Annotated in this window: 18 protein-coding genes; 14 read left to right on the top strand and 4 right to left on the bottom strand. The window is 40.2% G+C overall.

Annotation, left to right across the window (positions count from 1 at the left end; translation table 11 throughout):
* The first annotated feature begins 94 nt into the window (after positions 1–94).
* Together ACY8DX_RS12350 and ACY8DX_RS12345 are read left to right on the top strand one after the other, a co-directional pair.
* Positions 95–520 carry a FixH family protein gene (locus tag ACY8DX_RS12350; RefSeq protein WP_462405285.1) on the top strand — a complete coding sequence of 142 codons (426 nt, stop codon included), beginning with the start codon at positions 95–97 and terminating at the stop codon, positions 518–520.
* Positions 521–589: 69 nt separating this feature from the next.
* Complete coding sequence (locus tag ACY8DX_RS12345; protein ID WP_049670672.1) at positions 590–1,072, top strand: hypothetical protein; 483 nt, start codon at positions 590–592, stop codon at positions 1,070–1,072.
* A 36-nt stretch (positions 1,073–1,108) separates the two neighbouring features.
* On the opposite strand, the gene ACY8DX_RS12340 is transcribed toward ACY8DX_RS12345, so the two are convergent.
* The gene (locus ACY8DX_RS12340) at positions 1,109–1,531 is read right to left on the bottom strand and encodes an Hsp20/alpha crystallin family protein (protein ID WP_462405284.1); all 423 of its coding nucleotides are present in this window, start codon (positions 1,529–1,531) and stop codon (positions 1,109–1,111) included.
* Between the two features lie 209 nt (positions 1,532–1,740).
* Here ACY8DX_RS12340 and ACY8DX_RS12335 point away from each other — a divergent pair, with 209 nt between their 5' ends.
* Positions 1,741–2,502 carry an SDR family oxidoreductase gene (locus ACY8DX_RS12335; protein WP_462405283.1) on the top strand — a complete coding sequence of 254 codons (762 nt, stop codon included), beginning with the start codon at positions 1,741–1,743 and terminating at the stop codon, positions 2,500–2,502.
* 46 nt (positions 2,503–2,548) lie between these two features.
* On the opposite strand, the gene ACY8DX_RS12330 is transcribed toward ACY8DX_RS12335, so the two are convergent.
* Complete coding sequence (locus ACY8DX_RS12330) at positions 2,549–3,904, bottom strand: MATE family efflux transporter (protein WP_439802905.1); 1,356 nt, start codon at positions 3,902–3,904, stop codon at positions 2,549–2,551.
* Positions 3,905–4,055: 151 nt separating this feature from the next.
* On the opposite strand from ACY8DX_RS12330, the gene ACY8DX_RS12325 reads away from it, so the two are divergent.
* Positions 4,056–4,217 carry a YflJ family protein gene (locus ACY8DX_RS12325; RefSeq protein WP_082197084.1) on the top strand — a complete coding sequence of 54 codons (162 nt, stop codon included), beginning with the start codon at positions 4,056–4,058 and terminating at the stop codon, positions 4,215–4,217.
* 64 nt (positions 4,218–4,281) lie between these two features.
* On the opposite strand, the gene ACY8DX_RS12320 is transcribed toward ACY8DX_RS12325, so the two are convergent.
* Together ACY8DX_RS12320 and ACY8DX_RS12315 are read right to left on the bottom strand one after the other, a co-directional pair.
* Entirely contained in the window at positions 4,282–4,851 is a 570-nt protein-coding gene (locus ACY8DX_RS12320) for a GNAT family N-acetyltransferase (RefSeq protein ID WP_049670676.1), read from the bottom strand.
* A gap of 259 nt (positions 4,852–5,110) precedes the next feature.
* Entirely contained in the window at positions 5,111–5,893 is a 783-nt protein-coding gene (locus tag ACY8DX_RS12315; protein WP_462406938.1) for an undecaprenyl-diphosphate phosphatase, read from the bottom strand.
* 138 nt (positions 5,894–6,031) lie between these two features.
* Between ACY8DX_RS12315 and ACY8DX_RS12310 the strand changes: the two genes are divergently transcribed.
* From ACY8DX_RS12310 to ltrA, 10 genes are all read left to right on the top strand, one after another.
* Positions 6,032–6,355: a DUF4870 domain-containing protein gene (locus tag ACY8DX_RS12310; protein ID WP_049670677.1), complete on the top strand. Its 324-nt coding sequence runs from the start codon at positions 6,032–6,034 to the stop codon at positions 6,353–6,355.
* A gap of 178 nt (positions 6,356–6,533) precedes the next feature.
* On the top strand, positions 6,534–7,322 hold the full coding sequence (locus ACY8DX_RS12305) for a hypothetical protein (protein WP_462405282.1): 789 nt from the start codon (positions 6,534–6,536) through the stop codon (positions 7,320–7,322).
* A 92-nt stretch (positions 7,323–7,414) separates the two neighbouring features.
* Positions 7,415–8,392: a diaminopimelate epimerase gene (gene dapF, locus ACY8DX_RS12300; protein WP_462405281.1), complete on the top strand. Its 978-nt coding sequence runs from the start codon at positions 7,415–7,417 to the stop codon at positions 8,390–8,392.
* A gap of 56 nt (positions 8,393–8,448) precedes the next feature.
* The gene (locus ACY8DX_RS12295; protein WP_462405280.1) at positions 8,449–9,099 is read left to right on the top strand and encodes a phosphatase PAP2 family protein; all 651 of its coding nucleotides are present in this window, start codon (positions 8,449–8,451) and stop codon (positions 9,097–9,099) included.
* Between the two features lie 204 nt (positions 9,100–9,303).
* Positions 9,304–9,846, top strand: coding sequence for a GNAT family N-acetyltransferase (locus ACY8DX_RS12290; protein WP_462406937.1), 543 nt, complete (start codon positions 9,304–9,306; stop codon positions 9,844–9,846).
* Between the two features lie 210 nt (positions 9,847–10,056).
* Positions 10,057–10,491, top strand: a complete 435-nt coding sequence (locus ACY8DX_RS12285; protein ID WP_462405279.1) for an NUDIX hydrolase — start codon at positions 10,057–10,059, stop codon at positions 10,489–10,491.
* Between the two features lie 398 nt (positions 10,492–10,889).
* A complete protein-coding gene (locus ACY8DX_RS12280) occupies positions 10,890–11,363 on the top strand; it encodes a hypothetical protein (RefSeq protein WP_462405278.1) in 474 nt (157 codons plus the stop codon).
* Between the two features lie 96 nt (positions 11,364–11,459).
* Positions 11,460–12,116 (top strand): Type 1 glutamine amidotransferase-like domain-containing protein, encoded by a 657-nt coding sequence (locus tag ACY8DX_RS12275; RefSeq protein WP_462405277.1) that lies wholly within the window; start codon positions 11,460–11,462, stop codon positions 12,114–12,116.
* A 72-nt stretch (positions 12,117–12,188) separates the two neighbouring features.
* Positions 12,189–12,617, top strand: coding sequence for a stage III sporulation protein AH (locus ACY8DX_RS12270; protein WP_156185593.1), 429 nt, complete (start codon positions 12,189–12,191; stop codon positions 12,615–12,617).
* Between the two features lie 775 nt (positions 12,618–13,392).
* The gene (gene ltrA, locus ACY8DX_RS12265; RefSeq protein ID WP_462406936.1) at positions 13,393–15,204 is read left to right on the top strand and encodes a group II intron reverse transcriptase/maturase; all 1,812 of its coding nucleotides are present in this window, start codon (positions 13,393–13,395) and stop codon (positions 15,202–15,204) included.
* The last annotated feature ends 372 nt before the right edge of the window (positions 15,205–15,576 follow it).

Genomic DNA, 15,576 nt, shown 5'->3' with positions numbered 1-15,576 from the left:
CGTTAAAAGGAGCGGGAATATGCATCACATTAACGAAAGAACGTAAGGGGTATTCGAAAAGGTAGCTAAAGGATTCAAAAAGGGGATGGAAGGATTGAGACAGAAGCGGACTTTGTTTGCAGCTGCAGCCGTCATGTTGATGATGGTTACGGCTGGCTGTGGAAGCCAGGAAGCAGAAAAGAAGGATGAACACAAGGGACATGAAAGCGGGATGGCTTCAGAAGCCATACAGGTAGAAATTGAGATTGAAACAAGTCCTGCCAAGGTAAATGAAGAGATTGTGTTTGAAGCGATCGTCACACAAGGCGGCGAACCTGTTGAAGATGCGAAGGAAGTGGAGTTTGAATTCGAACGTGAGGGAGAAGAAGAGACAGAAAAAGTTATGGTCGAGCATCAAGAAAACGGTATATATCGATTGGAGAAATCATTTACAGAAGAAGGGCTTTATACCATTATCACTCATGTAACTGCTCGGGATATGCATTCTATGCCTAAAGAGACATTTGAAATAACCCCTTAATGTCTTTTTTTCATGATTAGGCCATATATATCTATGTAAGGAATCCTCGAAAGAAGGGGAGGGGGATGGATGGCCACGCATGAAAATAACCGGATAGTTCACGAACAAGGACAAATCTACCGGCTGCAGAGGGAAGAACGTTCCTTTATGCAGGAAACGCATAACCAGACAGAGCTGCGCATTAAGGAGATTGCCGGGTTGGATATCGGAGAGTTCCAGGCAATGACGAAGGGGAGCTTAAGTGTAAATGAATACGTGAACATCAAGAAAGAGCTGTTCATTAAATCAACCGGTAAGGCTCATATCATTTTCGATATTCAAAAGTTGCAGCATTTTACCCTGGCGATTGCCAATCCGAATGACAGACTGATCCACGGATCGCTATATGTTAGTCCCGATAATGGACTTTATGCCTCAACGATTCACAAGATGGAGATTGAGAATGGCAAGCTTGAAATTCTGGATTGTCAAAAGAGGCTCCGTTTTGTCAAAGTGGAGATATGGGGGCAAACAGGTGATAAAGGGCTTGTATTCTTACAGGGAGAGAAATAAAGATAGGCAGAGGAAAGCTCTGCCGTATACGGTTTCTTACCATTCAGGCACGGATATTTCAGAGTATTGAGTATCAGGGATTTTGAAAAGGATAATTTCTAATATGCCGTCTTTATAGCTTGATTTAGCCCCTTTCTTTTTGACTAGACATGGCAGGGGATAGGTCAAGCTTTCTTCGCGGTTGGGCGGCAAGCCCTGTAGAATAATGCGATTATTCGTATGATACAGCTTCAGATGAGGCAATTCGTCTTCCGGTATAGGCAGGCGTACGAATACATAATCATGTGTTTCGAATATCTCCGGTTTATGCCTGCTGGGTTGTTCATTCTCTTGTTCGGCTTCTTCCCTCTGGTCACTGGACAAGCCTTGCTTCATCAGGCTCCCGAATTGTTCAGGTGATAGCATGGATAACAATTGTTCCATTTGTTTTTCCAGTCCAGATTGATTCAAATATTTCATCCAATCAGGCATTTGCTGCTTGTTATTAGGGAAAAGGTTCCAAGGGAACAATGTATCACCTCAACTTTCAAGAGAGCAGGATGGGTTACAGTTACTATATGCGAACTGGGCCCTATTCGTTAATCATCATCATGGTCATATGTACATAATGTTCAGTATAATAGAAAGGGAAAGGTATTCTAGTGAATGAGTCTGGAGGTTATACGACGATGAAACGGACAGCTTTGATTACCGGTTCGGCAAGCGGTCTTGGACGAGTCGCGGCAGAGCGATTAGCGCAGGACGGCTATTCCATTATTACAACATACCGGCATAGCAGGGAGCGAGCAGAGTCCTTTATGGCTGAGCTCGAAGAAAAGTATCAAATAACAGCGGCTGCACTTCCATATGATGCGGCGAAGCGTGAGTCTCATGCCAATCTGCTTAAACAATGTGCTCAGATTGGTACAGGCATAGACATCCTCGTACATAATGCAGGCCCATATATTCAAGAACGAAAAACAATGGCAGAATACACGGTGGAGGAATGGGAATATATGATTCAGGGGAACCTGACAAGCATGTTTCTCCTAGCGCGCGGCATCCTTCCTCGCATGAGAGAGAATGGATGGGGACGGATTATCACCATGGGGTTTGACCAATCAAATACAGCCCCAGGCTGGAAATACCGGTCAGCGTTTGCGGCAGCTAAATCTGGATTGACCTCTCTGACCAAGACACTTTCCATCGAAGAGGCCGAATATGGCATTACCGTCAATATGGTATGCCCTGGCGATATCGTCCCTCCATATAAGGAAATGAATCATCCGGACAGAAAGGAAAAAACAGAGGTTGTACCTGTCGGCAGACCTGGTACTGGAGGAGATATTGCTCGAGTGATATCCTTCTTATGCAATGAGGATTCTGACTTTATTACAGGAGCAGTTATTCCTGTAACAGGCGGACAGGATGTTCTGTCTAAATATCGATAAAAAAACTCGCAAGGCTGCAAATGCGCACTTGCGAGTTTTTTGCTGATTAGGCTGTCTTTCTTATCCTGCGCTGAACAATGATTAGTCTAGCACTCAGCCCAGCAGCACCGATGGCAAGGCCGGTTATTAAGCCAATCCAGTAACCAAACGCTCCGAGGGCGGTGTAATTGGCCAGTGCATAACCTGCCGGCAAGCCGATGACCCAATAGGATAGGAGTGTCATGAAAAATGTCACATTCACATCCTTATATCCTCGTAAAGCCCCCTGTATGGGCGCCTGAAGGGCATCAGATAGCTGGAAGAAGATAGCGAATATCAAGAACTTCGCCGTCAATATAGCTACCTCTGGATCATTTGTGTATAAATAAGCCACTTGATCTCGAAATACTAAGAGTATGATGGCGCTGATACAGGAAAATCCAACTGCGAACAGGATGCCCATCAGGCTGAATTCCCGCGCCCGTTTCAGCTGATTGGCCCCTGCTTCCTGACCGACTAATATCGTTAAGGCCATCGAGAAGCTGAGCGGCACCATATAGAGGAATGAGGAGAAATTAATAGCCGCCTGGTGGGAGGCAATGGTAATGGTATTATAAGAGCTCATGAAAAGAGTGACAGCAGCAAATATGCTTGTTTCAAAAAAGATAGCCATTCCAATCGGAAGTCCAATCTTCATTGTATTTCCCCACTCGCTGAGTGATGGCTTTGGCAGAGAACGCAGTAATCCATACTCAGAGAATGGATGCACTCTTGTCGTGATCACAATAGCAATTAGCATGATGACCCAATAGGTGATGGATGAAGCAATGCCTGCCCCGACCCCTCCGAATGCAGGAAGACCGAATTTACCATAAATGAAGGCATAATTGGCCACGACATTTACCGGAAGAGTGACAATCGTGATGAACATGGAAACGGATGTTTTTCCGAGCGCATCAATGAAGCATCTGAGTACGTTGTAAACAAAGAGTGGAACAATCCCGAATGAAAGAGCTGCTAAATATTGAAAAGCAATGCGTCCGACCTCCTGCTCTAAATTCATGAGACCAAGCATTGGACGTAAGAACAGAGCTCCTAAGAGGATAAGCAGGATACTCATGATAAGGGAAAGGTAGATCGCCTGCATGACTGCTCGGTTAATATGTGCGGGCTTTGACCGTTGTCCGAAGAGCTGGGCCACAATTGGAGTCACGGCTAAAAGAATGCCTGAACACCCATTATAGATAGGCACCCAAAGGGAAGTTCCAATGGCGACACCCGCTAAATCAATGGGGCTGAATTTGCCGGACATGAAGGTGTCAAAGAAGCTGATAGCGAACAAGCCGAGCTGGGTAATCAAAATCGGCAGAAACACAATCATCATCTTTGATGTTTTTTCTTTAGTAAATAGTGACTGAACCATGAATGAAGCCTCCGAATAGAATCTTTTTTTCGCTAGTATCTATCATACTCTGAAAAAGGGAATAGAAAAATAAGAAATGATGAATATTCTCCAATATTGCCCCATACAATCTTTAAAAGACTGCAGCAGCGGTTTTTTGGGGGGAGAGAACATGGCTTATATAGGATCGAAGGGTTGGTACGTGGCTAGATTAAAGGAAATGGGTGTAACGAAACATCCAATTGAACGCCGGAAGCTTGAACTGTATAAAACCTACATACTTCGGCAGCTGTACGAACAGGCTCGAGCAAAAAACAAAATATCCGCTATGTAAATGTAAAGAAGGTGTGTGACAGAGCTGCAAGATTGCCTTGCCTGTCATACACCTTCTTTATGCTTTATGCTTCTTTGGCTCCGTATATGGAAACTTCAGCGGGCACTTCGGTGTCAAGCCGCTTTTGGGCCAAAGTAAAATGGTCCTTTGAGATTTCAAAAAGATCGTATATAGGTCCTTCTGCATTGATTTCATCATATAAAGCTGAACGTGTTTCATTGGCTTCAACCGTGTAAGGCATTTTTAAAGCTGCCTTCAACGATCGGATATTATTCTTCCGAATACGAAGAAAGACCGTCTCAATATCCAGCGTGAAAAACAATTCATCAAAGAATTGCTGTTTAGCCAAAGCGTTAAAGCCTTTCCCATGGTACGGCTTCCCTAACCAAGTGCCTAAGAATCCAGCATTGTTTGATATATCGTACAGTGTAATGGTCCCTATCGGATTGCCCCATTCATCAAGGATGGTGCGGGAGATCAGTTCTCCTCGTTCCTCTGCTTCAATCGTCTGCTTGGTGATAAACAAGTACTCCTCATATTGCTTCGTTTTGTGACGAACAAATGGATAGACGTCGGGATGGGTCATTAAATCAAAAAGAACAGGACAGTCAGATAATTCACGTTTCTTCAACATACAGATCGCCTCCGTATGAGGGCAGCCGCTAACTGCGATTTCCCCTCGAAATTTTTTAATGTAATATCAAAAAATTTCGGGGTGGGAATCGAACCCACTAGGACCATTACTGGTGGCGCACCATTTGCCTTCCCTAATTTTTGCTTCTTATGAAATTATATTACTGAAAGTATAATACAAGAATTTTTGCAAAAAGGAAATAGTTTTTATTCGTCATTTTTCGTAATTTTTCTTCGTGTATTTTTGTGAAGAAAGTTCATTAAAAAACACCGATTGTTTGCAGGAAGAGAATGAGGATTCCAAGCGTGATGACGTAGAGAGAAAAAGGCTTTAATGAATGATTTTTGATGTATTTAATCATCCAGGAAACAGCCAGATAACCGAACACAGCCGCACATAAAGTCCCAATTAATAAGCCTTTAAAGCTGATTGCCTCAACAGGCCCGCTCAATAGATCTGCCCCTTTAAACAGAATTCCTCCGAAAATGACGGGAATGGATAATAGGAAGGAAAAATAAGCAGCTGTTTCCCTATTTAGTCCGCTCATTAAACCAGCGGCAAGCGTAAAGCCGGAGCGGGAGATGGCAGGGAAGATGGCAGCAGCTTGAAAAACTCCGATGAATAAGGCGTTCTTATAGGTAATGTCCTCCATACCCCTCGATTGCTTCGGCATAATATCTGCCCACCATAGAATAAGTCCTGTAGCAAGGAATTCCCATCCAATGGTGACACCGGTCTTTGAAATTTCCTCAAAAAAATCATTTAGGAGAACTCCGGCTATGACTGCAGGCAATGTCCCGATTATTAATAATCCGGTCATTTTCGAGAATGGTCTGCGGAGCAGTTTAAGAATCTCCTGCCAATAGAAAATTAATAAGGCAAGCAACGTTCCTGTGTGCAGCAGGGTATCAAGGAGCAGTCCGGCCTCGTCCAATCCAAACAAATGACGGCCTATATATAGATGCCCAGTGCTCGAGATGGGCAGAAACTCCGTTAATCCCTGTATGACGCCAAGAATCATCGCCTTCCATTCAGCAAACATAGCTTTCACCCCTTCTAATTCCTCAGATTGCGCTTTTACATCCATTGTATGTCCTTCCGATAAATGGTATGAAGTTTATTGAAACATTTAGGGGAATCTAACGTAATTAATAGTGAGACAACTAGAGGAGGACATCATATGGTACATAGCAATGATAAAATATGGGCGGGGGCAGTCTATTTAAGCAGTTTCGTTTTCGTTTTGTTCGGTCCGCTCGTGATTTGGCTGCTTAAGAGAAATGATTCTGAATTTGTAAACTATCACTGCAAGGAATATTTTAATTTCTTAATCAGCTACACGATCTATACACTTATCGCATTTATACTGGTGTTTGTTGGAATAGGCATCATACTGGCATGGGTGCTCAGTGCGTATGTGTTAATCTTTACGATTATTGCAGCAGTTAAAGCGTTCAGCGGAGAGTATTATCAGATACCGCTCATTATACGATTTATTAAATAATGGACAGGCTAAGCAGGTGAATACATGTCACCTGCTTTTTTACATTCTAGTAAATAAAGCACTTAACCTGCGAACGAGTGATAATCTTTTAATAGATTCTAATACTAAATTTGCTAGATGTTACATAGACTTAGAATGACTGTAAAGTGAAGCCTGACAAGTTGGTGGTGAAAGATGGATGACGACGAAGGAATATTACAGCCGAATCATGAAGATCTATATCGGAGAATCCTTGGCTTACTTACTTGCTTCCGTGGCCTGTTTCGGGCTGTTGGCATATGTGACGAGAGGGCATTATTTATGGAGCGGGATTGGGGTTATTCCATTGCTCGTCCTGATGCTTCTATCTCTTAACCGGTTTGGTATGCATCTGATCAATAAGAGTAAGCTCTCCTATGAAGAAACGAATAGAGCGACATCCCCTTTGGATGAGAATCAATTATTCATAGCCTTTTTGCCCTCACCAACGCTGCATATGATTTTTTTTACTGGTGACGGGGTTTATGCGGGAAGTCTAAAGGATAAACGAACCAATATAGCGATGTGGATTATGCCTGCGTCCCTTCTTCTGCTCATGCCGAGAAGCTATCAATTATGTGATAATGAGGGGAATATGCTGGCAGAATATAAAGTAAAGTATGGGCTGAATGGAGCCATCTCCATCCTAGATGCAGAGGAGAGGAGGATTGGTGTCTACAGGCAGGAAATGCGAATGAGCGGTGTTACGAATGAGTATGGCATCAGGCAATATGAAGGGGAAATGGAGCACAGCGCTGCTTTTTCCATCGCTCACTCGAGGAATCAGCAAGCTATTGCAGCGTTTAATAGCGGCTGGATGCCTGCCTATACTAGCGGACGGTTCCTTGATGCTAATATGCCGATCCTAACCTTTTTGAATGCAACTGAAGATGAGAAGCGTATTGTTTTCAGCTATTGTGTAGATTATTTACAGGCTCAGAATCATTGATGGAAAAATCATATGGTTTGTATCGGGTTTTGTCATATAATAGAGGAATAATTAATTTTTGAATAGCATATGAGTGAAGGGAGCAACAAGCTGTGGATATTCAGGTAATTAAAGTACACGGTTCTAATAATGACTTTTATTTAATTGATGAGATGAACGGAAATCTGCCAATCACCGAAAAAGAGAGGAGCGCGCTTTCTGTAGCGGTATGCAGGCGGACGAAAGAGGAGGGAGCGGACGGAATTTTATTCGTACAAGCCTCAAGCACCTGTGACGCCAAAATGAGAATCTTTAATTCTGACGGAACAGAGGCATCTATGTGCGGAAACGGACTTCGCTGTGTAGGTCGTTATGTCTCAGAAAAGCTAGGGAAGAACCAGCTCGTCATTGAAACGATGAAAGCTGACCTTGCAGTGAGAAAAGAAGCGGAAATCTTCCCGGATATTCCGACCTATCGAGTGGAGATATCTCCTGTATTGAAGTCCACGAAAGCTCTGCCCATGAATACGGATATGGGTGAAATCATTCATGAGCGCCTGCCATTCTTGGATGATGAGCTGATTTTCACCGCTCTTTCCGTGCCAAACCCGCATCTAATCAGCATTGTTGGCAAGGAGGTTCTTGCGACGGATAAGCAGGAAAGAATAGCGAAGTATGTAAACGGAGAGAATGAATGGTTCCCAGATGGCGTTAATGTGAGCTTTATTAATGTAATGGGTGACCAAAGTATATTCGTACGTACATATGAACGCGGGGTGGGCTTCACGAATGCATGCGGTACGGCGATGTCTGCTTCCAGCCTTGTGACAAAGTGGGAGGAGAATCTTGAGGATGAAGTGCTGCTCGATGTTTATAATCCAGGAGGGATGGTAAAGTGTCATGTTCACGATCTGCCAGAGAAAACGTGGATTGATTTAATCGGGAATGCCACGTATGAGTATAAACAGACTTTGACTGTAGACTTAGAGGCTAAGAAGATTCATTTTGGTGAGAGAGAAAGCTTTGAAAATGAAACGAAAGCATATGATGCCTTTGTCAGCCATGTGAAAAATATTATCAAGGCCATATAGTTTTCTTATTATGAAAAGAGTAAGGTGTGTGATTAATTGTGCCATGGAGCGGCCGATTGCAATTTAAAGCAGGCAGGCTTCTCATCTCCCTCATAATCCTGGCCGGATTAACGTATCTCTTTGTTCATCTTGCCAGGGGAATTGACGGCGACAGCCTGCACCGATTTGATTTAGGTATCATCCAAGTGGTCCAGGGGAGCATCAACGATATGAGCACCAATGTCCTGCTTTTATTGACAAGCCTTGGGACGATTAAGGGAAACATCGTGCTAGTAGTCCTATTTTCAATCTGGTTTATTTGGAAGCGCCATTATTTGAGTACGGCATTCCTCATATTTGTCTGCTTATCCGGAGCCTACGTGAACAAATACCTGAAATGGACCTTTCAACGTGAACGCCCGTCCTTGAATCCCCTTGTCGTTGAGAATGGATTCAGCTTTCCGAGCGGGCATTCCATGTCCTCTTTCATTCTGTACGGAGCGTTGATGATTATCGCGACCCGCATGACGAAGAACTGGCATATACGCCTTCCAGTCTATTTAGTCTGCACCGTGATGATTATATTAATGGGCTATAGCCGAATCTATCTTGGCGTCCATTATCCAAGCGATGTTCTTGCCGGCTATGCAGCAGGCGGTGTCTGGCTGATTATTACGGCAGAGGTATTCAAGTACTGGGAATACCGCGGAGGAAAGAAGAAAAAATAGCTGAAAAAGCCTTCATTCAGAGCTCTTGCTGAGTTTACATGAAGGCTTTTTTTGAGAGGGAGATTTACTTTCTTTGGATGAAAAATATGAGGGAAATCAATTTTGCGATACGATAAAGCTTGGCAGGTTCGTTCAACTAGTATGTGGAATATAAATGAATGAGAAAGATTACTGAACGATGTATGAAAGCTTGGAGGAATTATGATGCTCAATGTAGAGATTAGGAGACCGAAACCTGAAGACATCAGCCAGTTAAATGATTTTTTTAAAACAGTCATAACTGATACGTTTATCAAAGAGGGCATAGGGGATAAATGGAATGATATCAAGGCTGAAATAGACATTAAGAAAGAGTATATAAGAAGTGATTTTGAAAGCAATGGGGAGAAAAGGTTCTTCTTAATTGCTTTTAACGGTGACAACATAATTGGGTCAATTGAATATGGTCCAGTAAGTAATCTTATAAAAAAATTGACAAACAATGCTTACGAAGGACTGATTGAGGTCGGTACAGTATTTGTTCATCCTAATTCTCAAAGGAATGGAGTGGGGAATCTATTATTGAAGGCAATTTATGAGGTGTTGCAAAAAAATGGGGTTGAGAAATTCTGTTTAGATAGTGGATATAATCGCGCACAAAGAATTTGGAAGAAGAAATTTGGAGACCCTGAATACCGGTTAAGGGATTATTGGGGCAGTGGAAATGATCATATGATTTGGAGAATTAAGGTTAGTGATTGTGTGTGAAAGAATAAGATTAGGTATAATTTGTATTCAAAAAGTTTGGCTGGATTTCAGAAAAAGAGTCTGGTCTTTTTTTTATATAAAAATAGATTTCTGTCAAAATAAGATAAAACATAATCTTGATCAACTAAGCCGGCAGGATTGAGGAAGAAGGAACTTCATAAAATTAATAGAATTTTATAAGCAAAACCATTAAAGACGGAGGATTGTAAAGTGAAAAAATGGTTTGGTTCTTCAGGTGTGTGTATGAATGAAAATGGACAATTGTTAATGGTTTTACAAGGAAAACCAGAAGAGGGTAAAACGTGGTCCATTCCATCGGGAGGAAAAAAGCACGTTAAGACATTCGAAGAGTGCTGTCTTCGAGAAATAACCGAAGAAACAGGGTATTTAGGTGAAATTATTGAAGAAATTAAGGTTAAGAGAAAAACCTATGAACATCTTGATATTATAGCAGAAGTCCATTATTTCTTAGTAAGGATTGTTGGTGGAAAAAGAACTATTCAAGACCCGGATAATCTTATTTATGATATTGCTTGGAAAAACTTAGAGGAACTTCATGCTATCGAATTAAGCTTTCCTGAAGATAGAGATTATCTTATTAACTACATAACGATGGCATTCAAGCCCAATTCTTCGAACAATTAACGGACTATTGATTTATAAAGGATTATGTTGTTTTGTATTAACCTATATAAAGTAGCAAAAAGCTGCAATTATTGTCGCTTCAAATTCTTTTAAATAACGGATGTTATAGTGGAAGAACAGAAAAAAATATTTATATAGCAAAAATGAGAGATGTGGTGAAAAATGAGTGCAAAAATAGAACTGACAATAGAACAGGTTAGGATTTGGATAGAAAATTTTGTTCCCATAAAAGATTTGTTTTTCGTAGAGTACTAAAAACCTTAGAAAAAGATCGAGTGCTAGATAGATATGGAGACATGATAAAAGAGCTGAAAGCTGAGTATTATTGACAGTCTAATATTGCTGTACACATTATGGTTCAATTGAGCAGGAATAAATAATAATGAAGGTGTTGTTACATGATACTCCCTAACGGCATAACTGGTTTTTATAGTGCAAACCATCAAAAACCGCCAACAATTGACGAAATACAATTTAAGCAGAACTGTTTTAGTCTCGTAACCCATCTGAACGGCGTGATAGTAGAGTTTAAAGGGCCACAAATGGGTACTAATTTTTTTGATGTTGAAGCTAGAGTTTTTAATAAACATTTACATATATTGCTTAATGCATATTATCCATTCATGGCCTTTGCAAAAAAGGTGGAATACGGGAAGGTTGTATTTTTTGATGAGCCTGAGTTAGTTACACTATTTAGTCCTTTTTATAATGTTCTAGATACAAAGAAACTGAATGAACCTGTGATACTGAAGTTAGGATCAAAAAAGAATAGTGTGCAAAATGAAAATAATCTCAATGATGATGAATTGAAGCAAATAGCTTATTGGAAGCCTGAAAGAATTGGGAACATTATCTTTAATTATTGGGATTAGGCCTTCATTTGGCATGGAAATGGTTTTGGTAACAAAAAAATAGAATGAGTAACACAATAAATGAATGGTATTTACACTTTGCTACAGGGGGAACTTATGAAAACTCATTATTATTTAGGTTGGTTTAATCATTTTTTTCCGGACAATCTAGGGAGGGTGTTACAGGAGGATATAATGGATAGAAAATCGCTTGCTTTGATTAGTTCGAATCCATTATGTTTTGAGGATGATGGGGCTACTGAACGCTCGTGGTTTGACCAGGCCGGCATTATGTTTGAAGAATATCATTTAATTAATTATCGCGTACAGAAAGAAGAGGCCCAATCCGTCATTCAAAATGCTTCAGTTATTTTCTTGTTGGGTGGTAATACTCTTAAACAAAATGAGTTTTTAATGGAATATGAATTGTCGGATTCAATTATAAAAAGCAGAGCTGTTGTGATGGGTGCAAGCGCTGGTGCGATCAATATGTCCGCTAAATGGTTATGTTCGAAAAACTTGGGCTATAAGGTTGAAATGAGCTCTGTTTACGATGGAATCGGTCTTGACGATTTTTCCGTCCTGTCTCATTTTGATCTTGAAAATAATATTGCATTGCTTCAAAGCGAACTGTCTCCCTTATCGGAAGAAATGAATATTTATGCGTCTAACAAAGATTGTGCAATACGGATAAAGGGAGATAAAATGGATATTTTGGGCAATGTATATTTCATTTCCCGCTCAAAGATTCGAAAATTGGATGAGACTCTCTAGTAATATGTCAATCCAATTTCAATTTGTGGAAAAAAGCTATTAATAGAGATGGTATGTTGAGATGAGATGGATATGTTAGAGATATATGAAAATGTAAAGGGGAAGCGTTATGGGCAATTAATAGACATACTCTCAAGGGAATGCAATCGCTTTGCCTTTGTAGAAAATAGACAATTGATGGAGATTGAAGAAGAGCGTCTTGCCTATGTTGACAATCTTATATCCGATATTAAATGGCATCTAATTGAAAGACGAATCCAAAAAGAGTGGGAAACCCAAATGCTTCTTGAAGATACAGCCTATGTTTATTACTTCCAATTAAATAATGCTACAAGGCAGTTTTTGAAAGAACATAGTCATTCCATCTTTGATTGGATTGGAGGGCTGCCAGAAGATTTAATGTTTTATCAAAATGATAAATGTATGTTAGCTGTGTGTTCCCACGAAAGATATTTTTGGGTGGAAGAAACTATCTGGGATAAATTCCGGTTCAGCAAATGAGGACGTTGATCGTGCGAAATGTTTCTAGCTCAAATGAGGAATGGACACATTACCTCGATAAAGGTTAGACAATTTCACTTTGGTGAAATTGAAGGGTTATATCGAAGAGTCGAATGATGGAGTAACGTCCTGAAAGGCTCTCTCTGCGTCGAATAGCACTGACTCTAGTAAGGTTTTCTGTGTTATAAGCTCGGCAAATAGGCGTTAGAATTTACCGTAACAGTATCGGCTGACGAAAGCCTTACCCGAGGGGGCGGTGTAAATCATGATGCTTGAGTTGAACCAATATGGTGAGAATGCAAAACGCCTTACAAGAAGAAATGGGGTTGCTGACGAACTTCCGAATGTACGGGTCTAAACGCCCAATACGTAGAAATGCGTATCTCACCATCTGTGAGGTTAACGGTGGATGAGTAAAACTAGCTAATATGAAAGTCCATGATACGTTACAGGCGTATGATTGTTAACAGGCTCAGAGGAAGCACCTAAGTTGGTTTCATAATAGATATAACTCAACATGGTAAGCTGGTAACGTGGAGGGCTTACTCCCTAAGAAGCGTTGAGGAGGAAAACATTCGTGAGAGTAGCGAATGTATAACTCTTCTTTATATCAGTGAAAGTGGTGGCACAGTACCGATGAAATGTCTAATCCACATGGAGGGATAGCCACTAGACTAAAGAAGAATCATTCAACCATGCAAGGCAGTTCTTTATCGGTTAATAAGGTTCTTGTGAGACTAATAGAGGTTCAGCTCCTAAAGGAGCAGCCGACTTGTTGAAACGGAAGAAACTGAGACACAGCGAGTATTATGATATGCAAACTTGTTTTGACCAATTATATGCTCGAAGTGCTAATGGTCATAATTTCTATGGGCTAGTTGATTTAATGCATTCAGATGAAAATATCCGTCTTGCTTACCGAAATATTAAAAGAAATACGGGAAGTAAAACGGCTGGAACAGATCAATTAACTATTATTGATATTAAAGATTTATCAGTAGAAGAAGTAATTAGAAAAGTTCAAGATATGTTTAAATGGTATCAACCACAAGAAGTAAGACGTGTATTCATACCTAAATCAAATGGAAAAGTACGACCTTTAGGTATTCCAACTATTTGGGATAGAATCTTTCAACAGTGTGTTCTTCAGGTGTTAGAGCCGATTTGCGAGGCGAAATTTCATAAGCACAGCTATGGATTTAGACCAAATAGAAGTACACATGATGCGAAAGCAAGATTCGAATATCTTGTAAATATGGTTGGATTACATCATTGTGTGGATGTGGATATCAAAGGCTTCTTTGATAATGTGAATCATGGAAAGCTATTAAAACAAATGTGGACTTTAGGCATTCGGGATAAAGCCCTACTTTCGATTATTTCAAAACTACTGAAAGCAAAGATTGTAGAAGAAGGAATACCGACAAAAGGTACTCCGCAAGGAGGGATTTTATCCCCTCTCTTATCAAACATCGTCTTAAACGAACTAGATTGGTGGGTTAGTAGCCAATGGGAAACGGTTACTAGTCATCATCAATATAGGCATACTGGCAGTAAACATAAAGCACTTAAAAAGACCAGATTAAAAGAATGCTTTATCGTCCGTTATGCGGACGATTTTAAAATTTTATGCCGTACACGTTCTCAAGCGGTGAAAATGAATTACGCTGTAAAGGATTTCTTGAAAACAAGGCTGCATCTAGAAACTAGTGAAGAAAAATCAAAGGTTATCAACCTAAAGAAAAACTCGTCCGAGTTTCTTGGTTTTCAATTTAAAGTCTTTCGCAAAGGAAAGACCCGAATGGGATATGTAGTCAAATCAAATATGTCAAAGAAAGCAAAGCAAAATGCTTTCGACAATATCAAGCAATCCATAAAAGCGATACAAAAGAACCCTTGTGTACAAACGGTCTGGAATTTCAATACTGTCGTGATGGGAATACAGAATTACTATTCAGTAGCTACTGAAATAGCGAAAAACTTAAATGAGCTGAACTTTCATCTACGTAAGACGTTACACAATCGATTAAAAAACGTTAGAACAGAAGCAACATTTCAAGAGTTGACTAAAACGCTACAAAAACGCTATGAAGGGTACAAACCAAGGCTTTACAAGATTAAAGATATGGTATTTGTCCCCATACATGCCCAACGTAACAAAGTGAATTTATGCTTTTCGCAGAATATATGTAATTACACTGCCGAAGGCAGAGATAAAATTCATAAGAACCTGAAAGCAATTAATAAGCATGTTTTGAGTTACATCATGAAACAGTTTATTCCCAATCGTACGATAGAATACAATGACAATCGAATCAGTAGATTCATAGCCCAATATGGGAAATGTGCGGTTACAGGAATGGAACTAGGATTAACCGATTGGCATTGCCATCATAAAACACCCTATCATCTTACAAAAGATGATTCATATGCGAATCTTATCGTACTTCATGAATCCATACATCGTCTCGTACATCTGAAAGACCGCGAGAAAATTAATTGCTTAGTAAAAGCGTTAAAAATAACCAAAAAGCAAAAAGAAAAAGTCAACGCATTGCGTAAGCAATGTAACAATGGAGCAATCTGATTTATACAAAACATCTTGCCTACACATAGAAATGAACGAATTGGATTAGTTGGAACGCCGTATGCGATGAAAGTTGCACGTACGGTGTGAACGAGGGGAAAAGGGAGCGATAACTTTAAACCCTTACCTATTCGTATCAAGAAGGATTGACGCTTTTTTTACTGATGTCTTATTGGACAAATAGAGCAGTTTCGTTACATGTGGTTTAATTAGTAAGGGCAGCAGTATTTTACTGAATAAACCGGACTAAGGGGAGAGAATATAGAAGCGAATTATACTGACTTAGGATTCTCAGATAAAATGGGTCTTAAATTAAGAATGTTAGTAGAAAACCAATTAAGTGAAGAATACTTCATAGGAATTAATATATGT

The organism is Gracilibacillus sp. Marseille-QA3620, from assembly GCF_054950035.1.
This window is presented reverse-complemented; position numbering and strand designations above follow the sequence as displayed.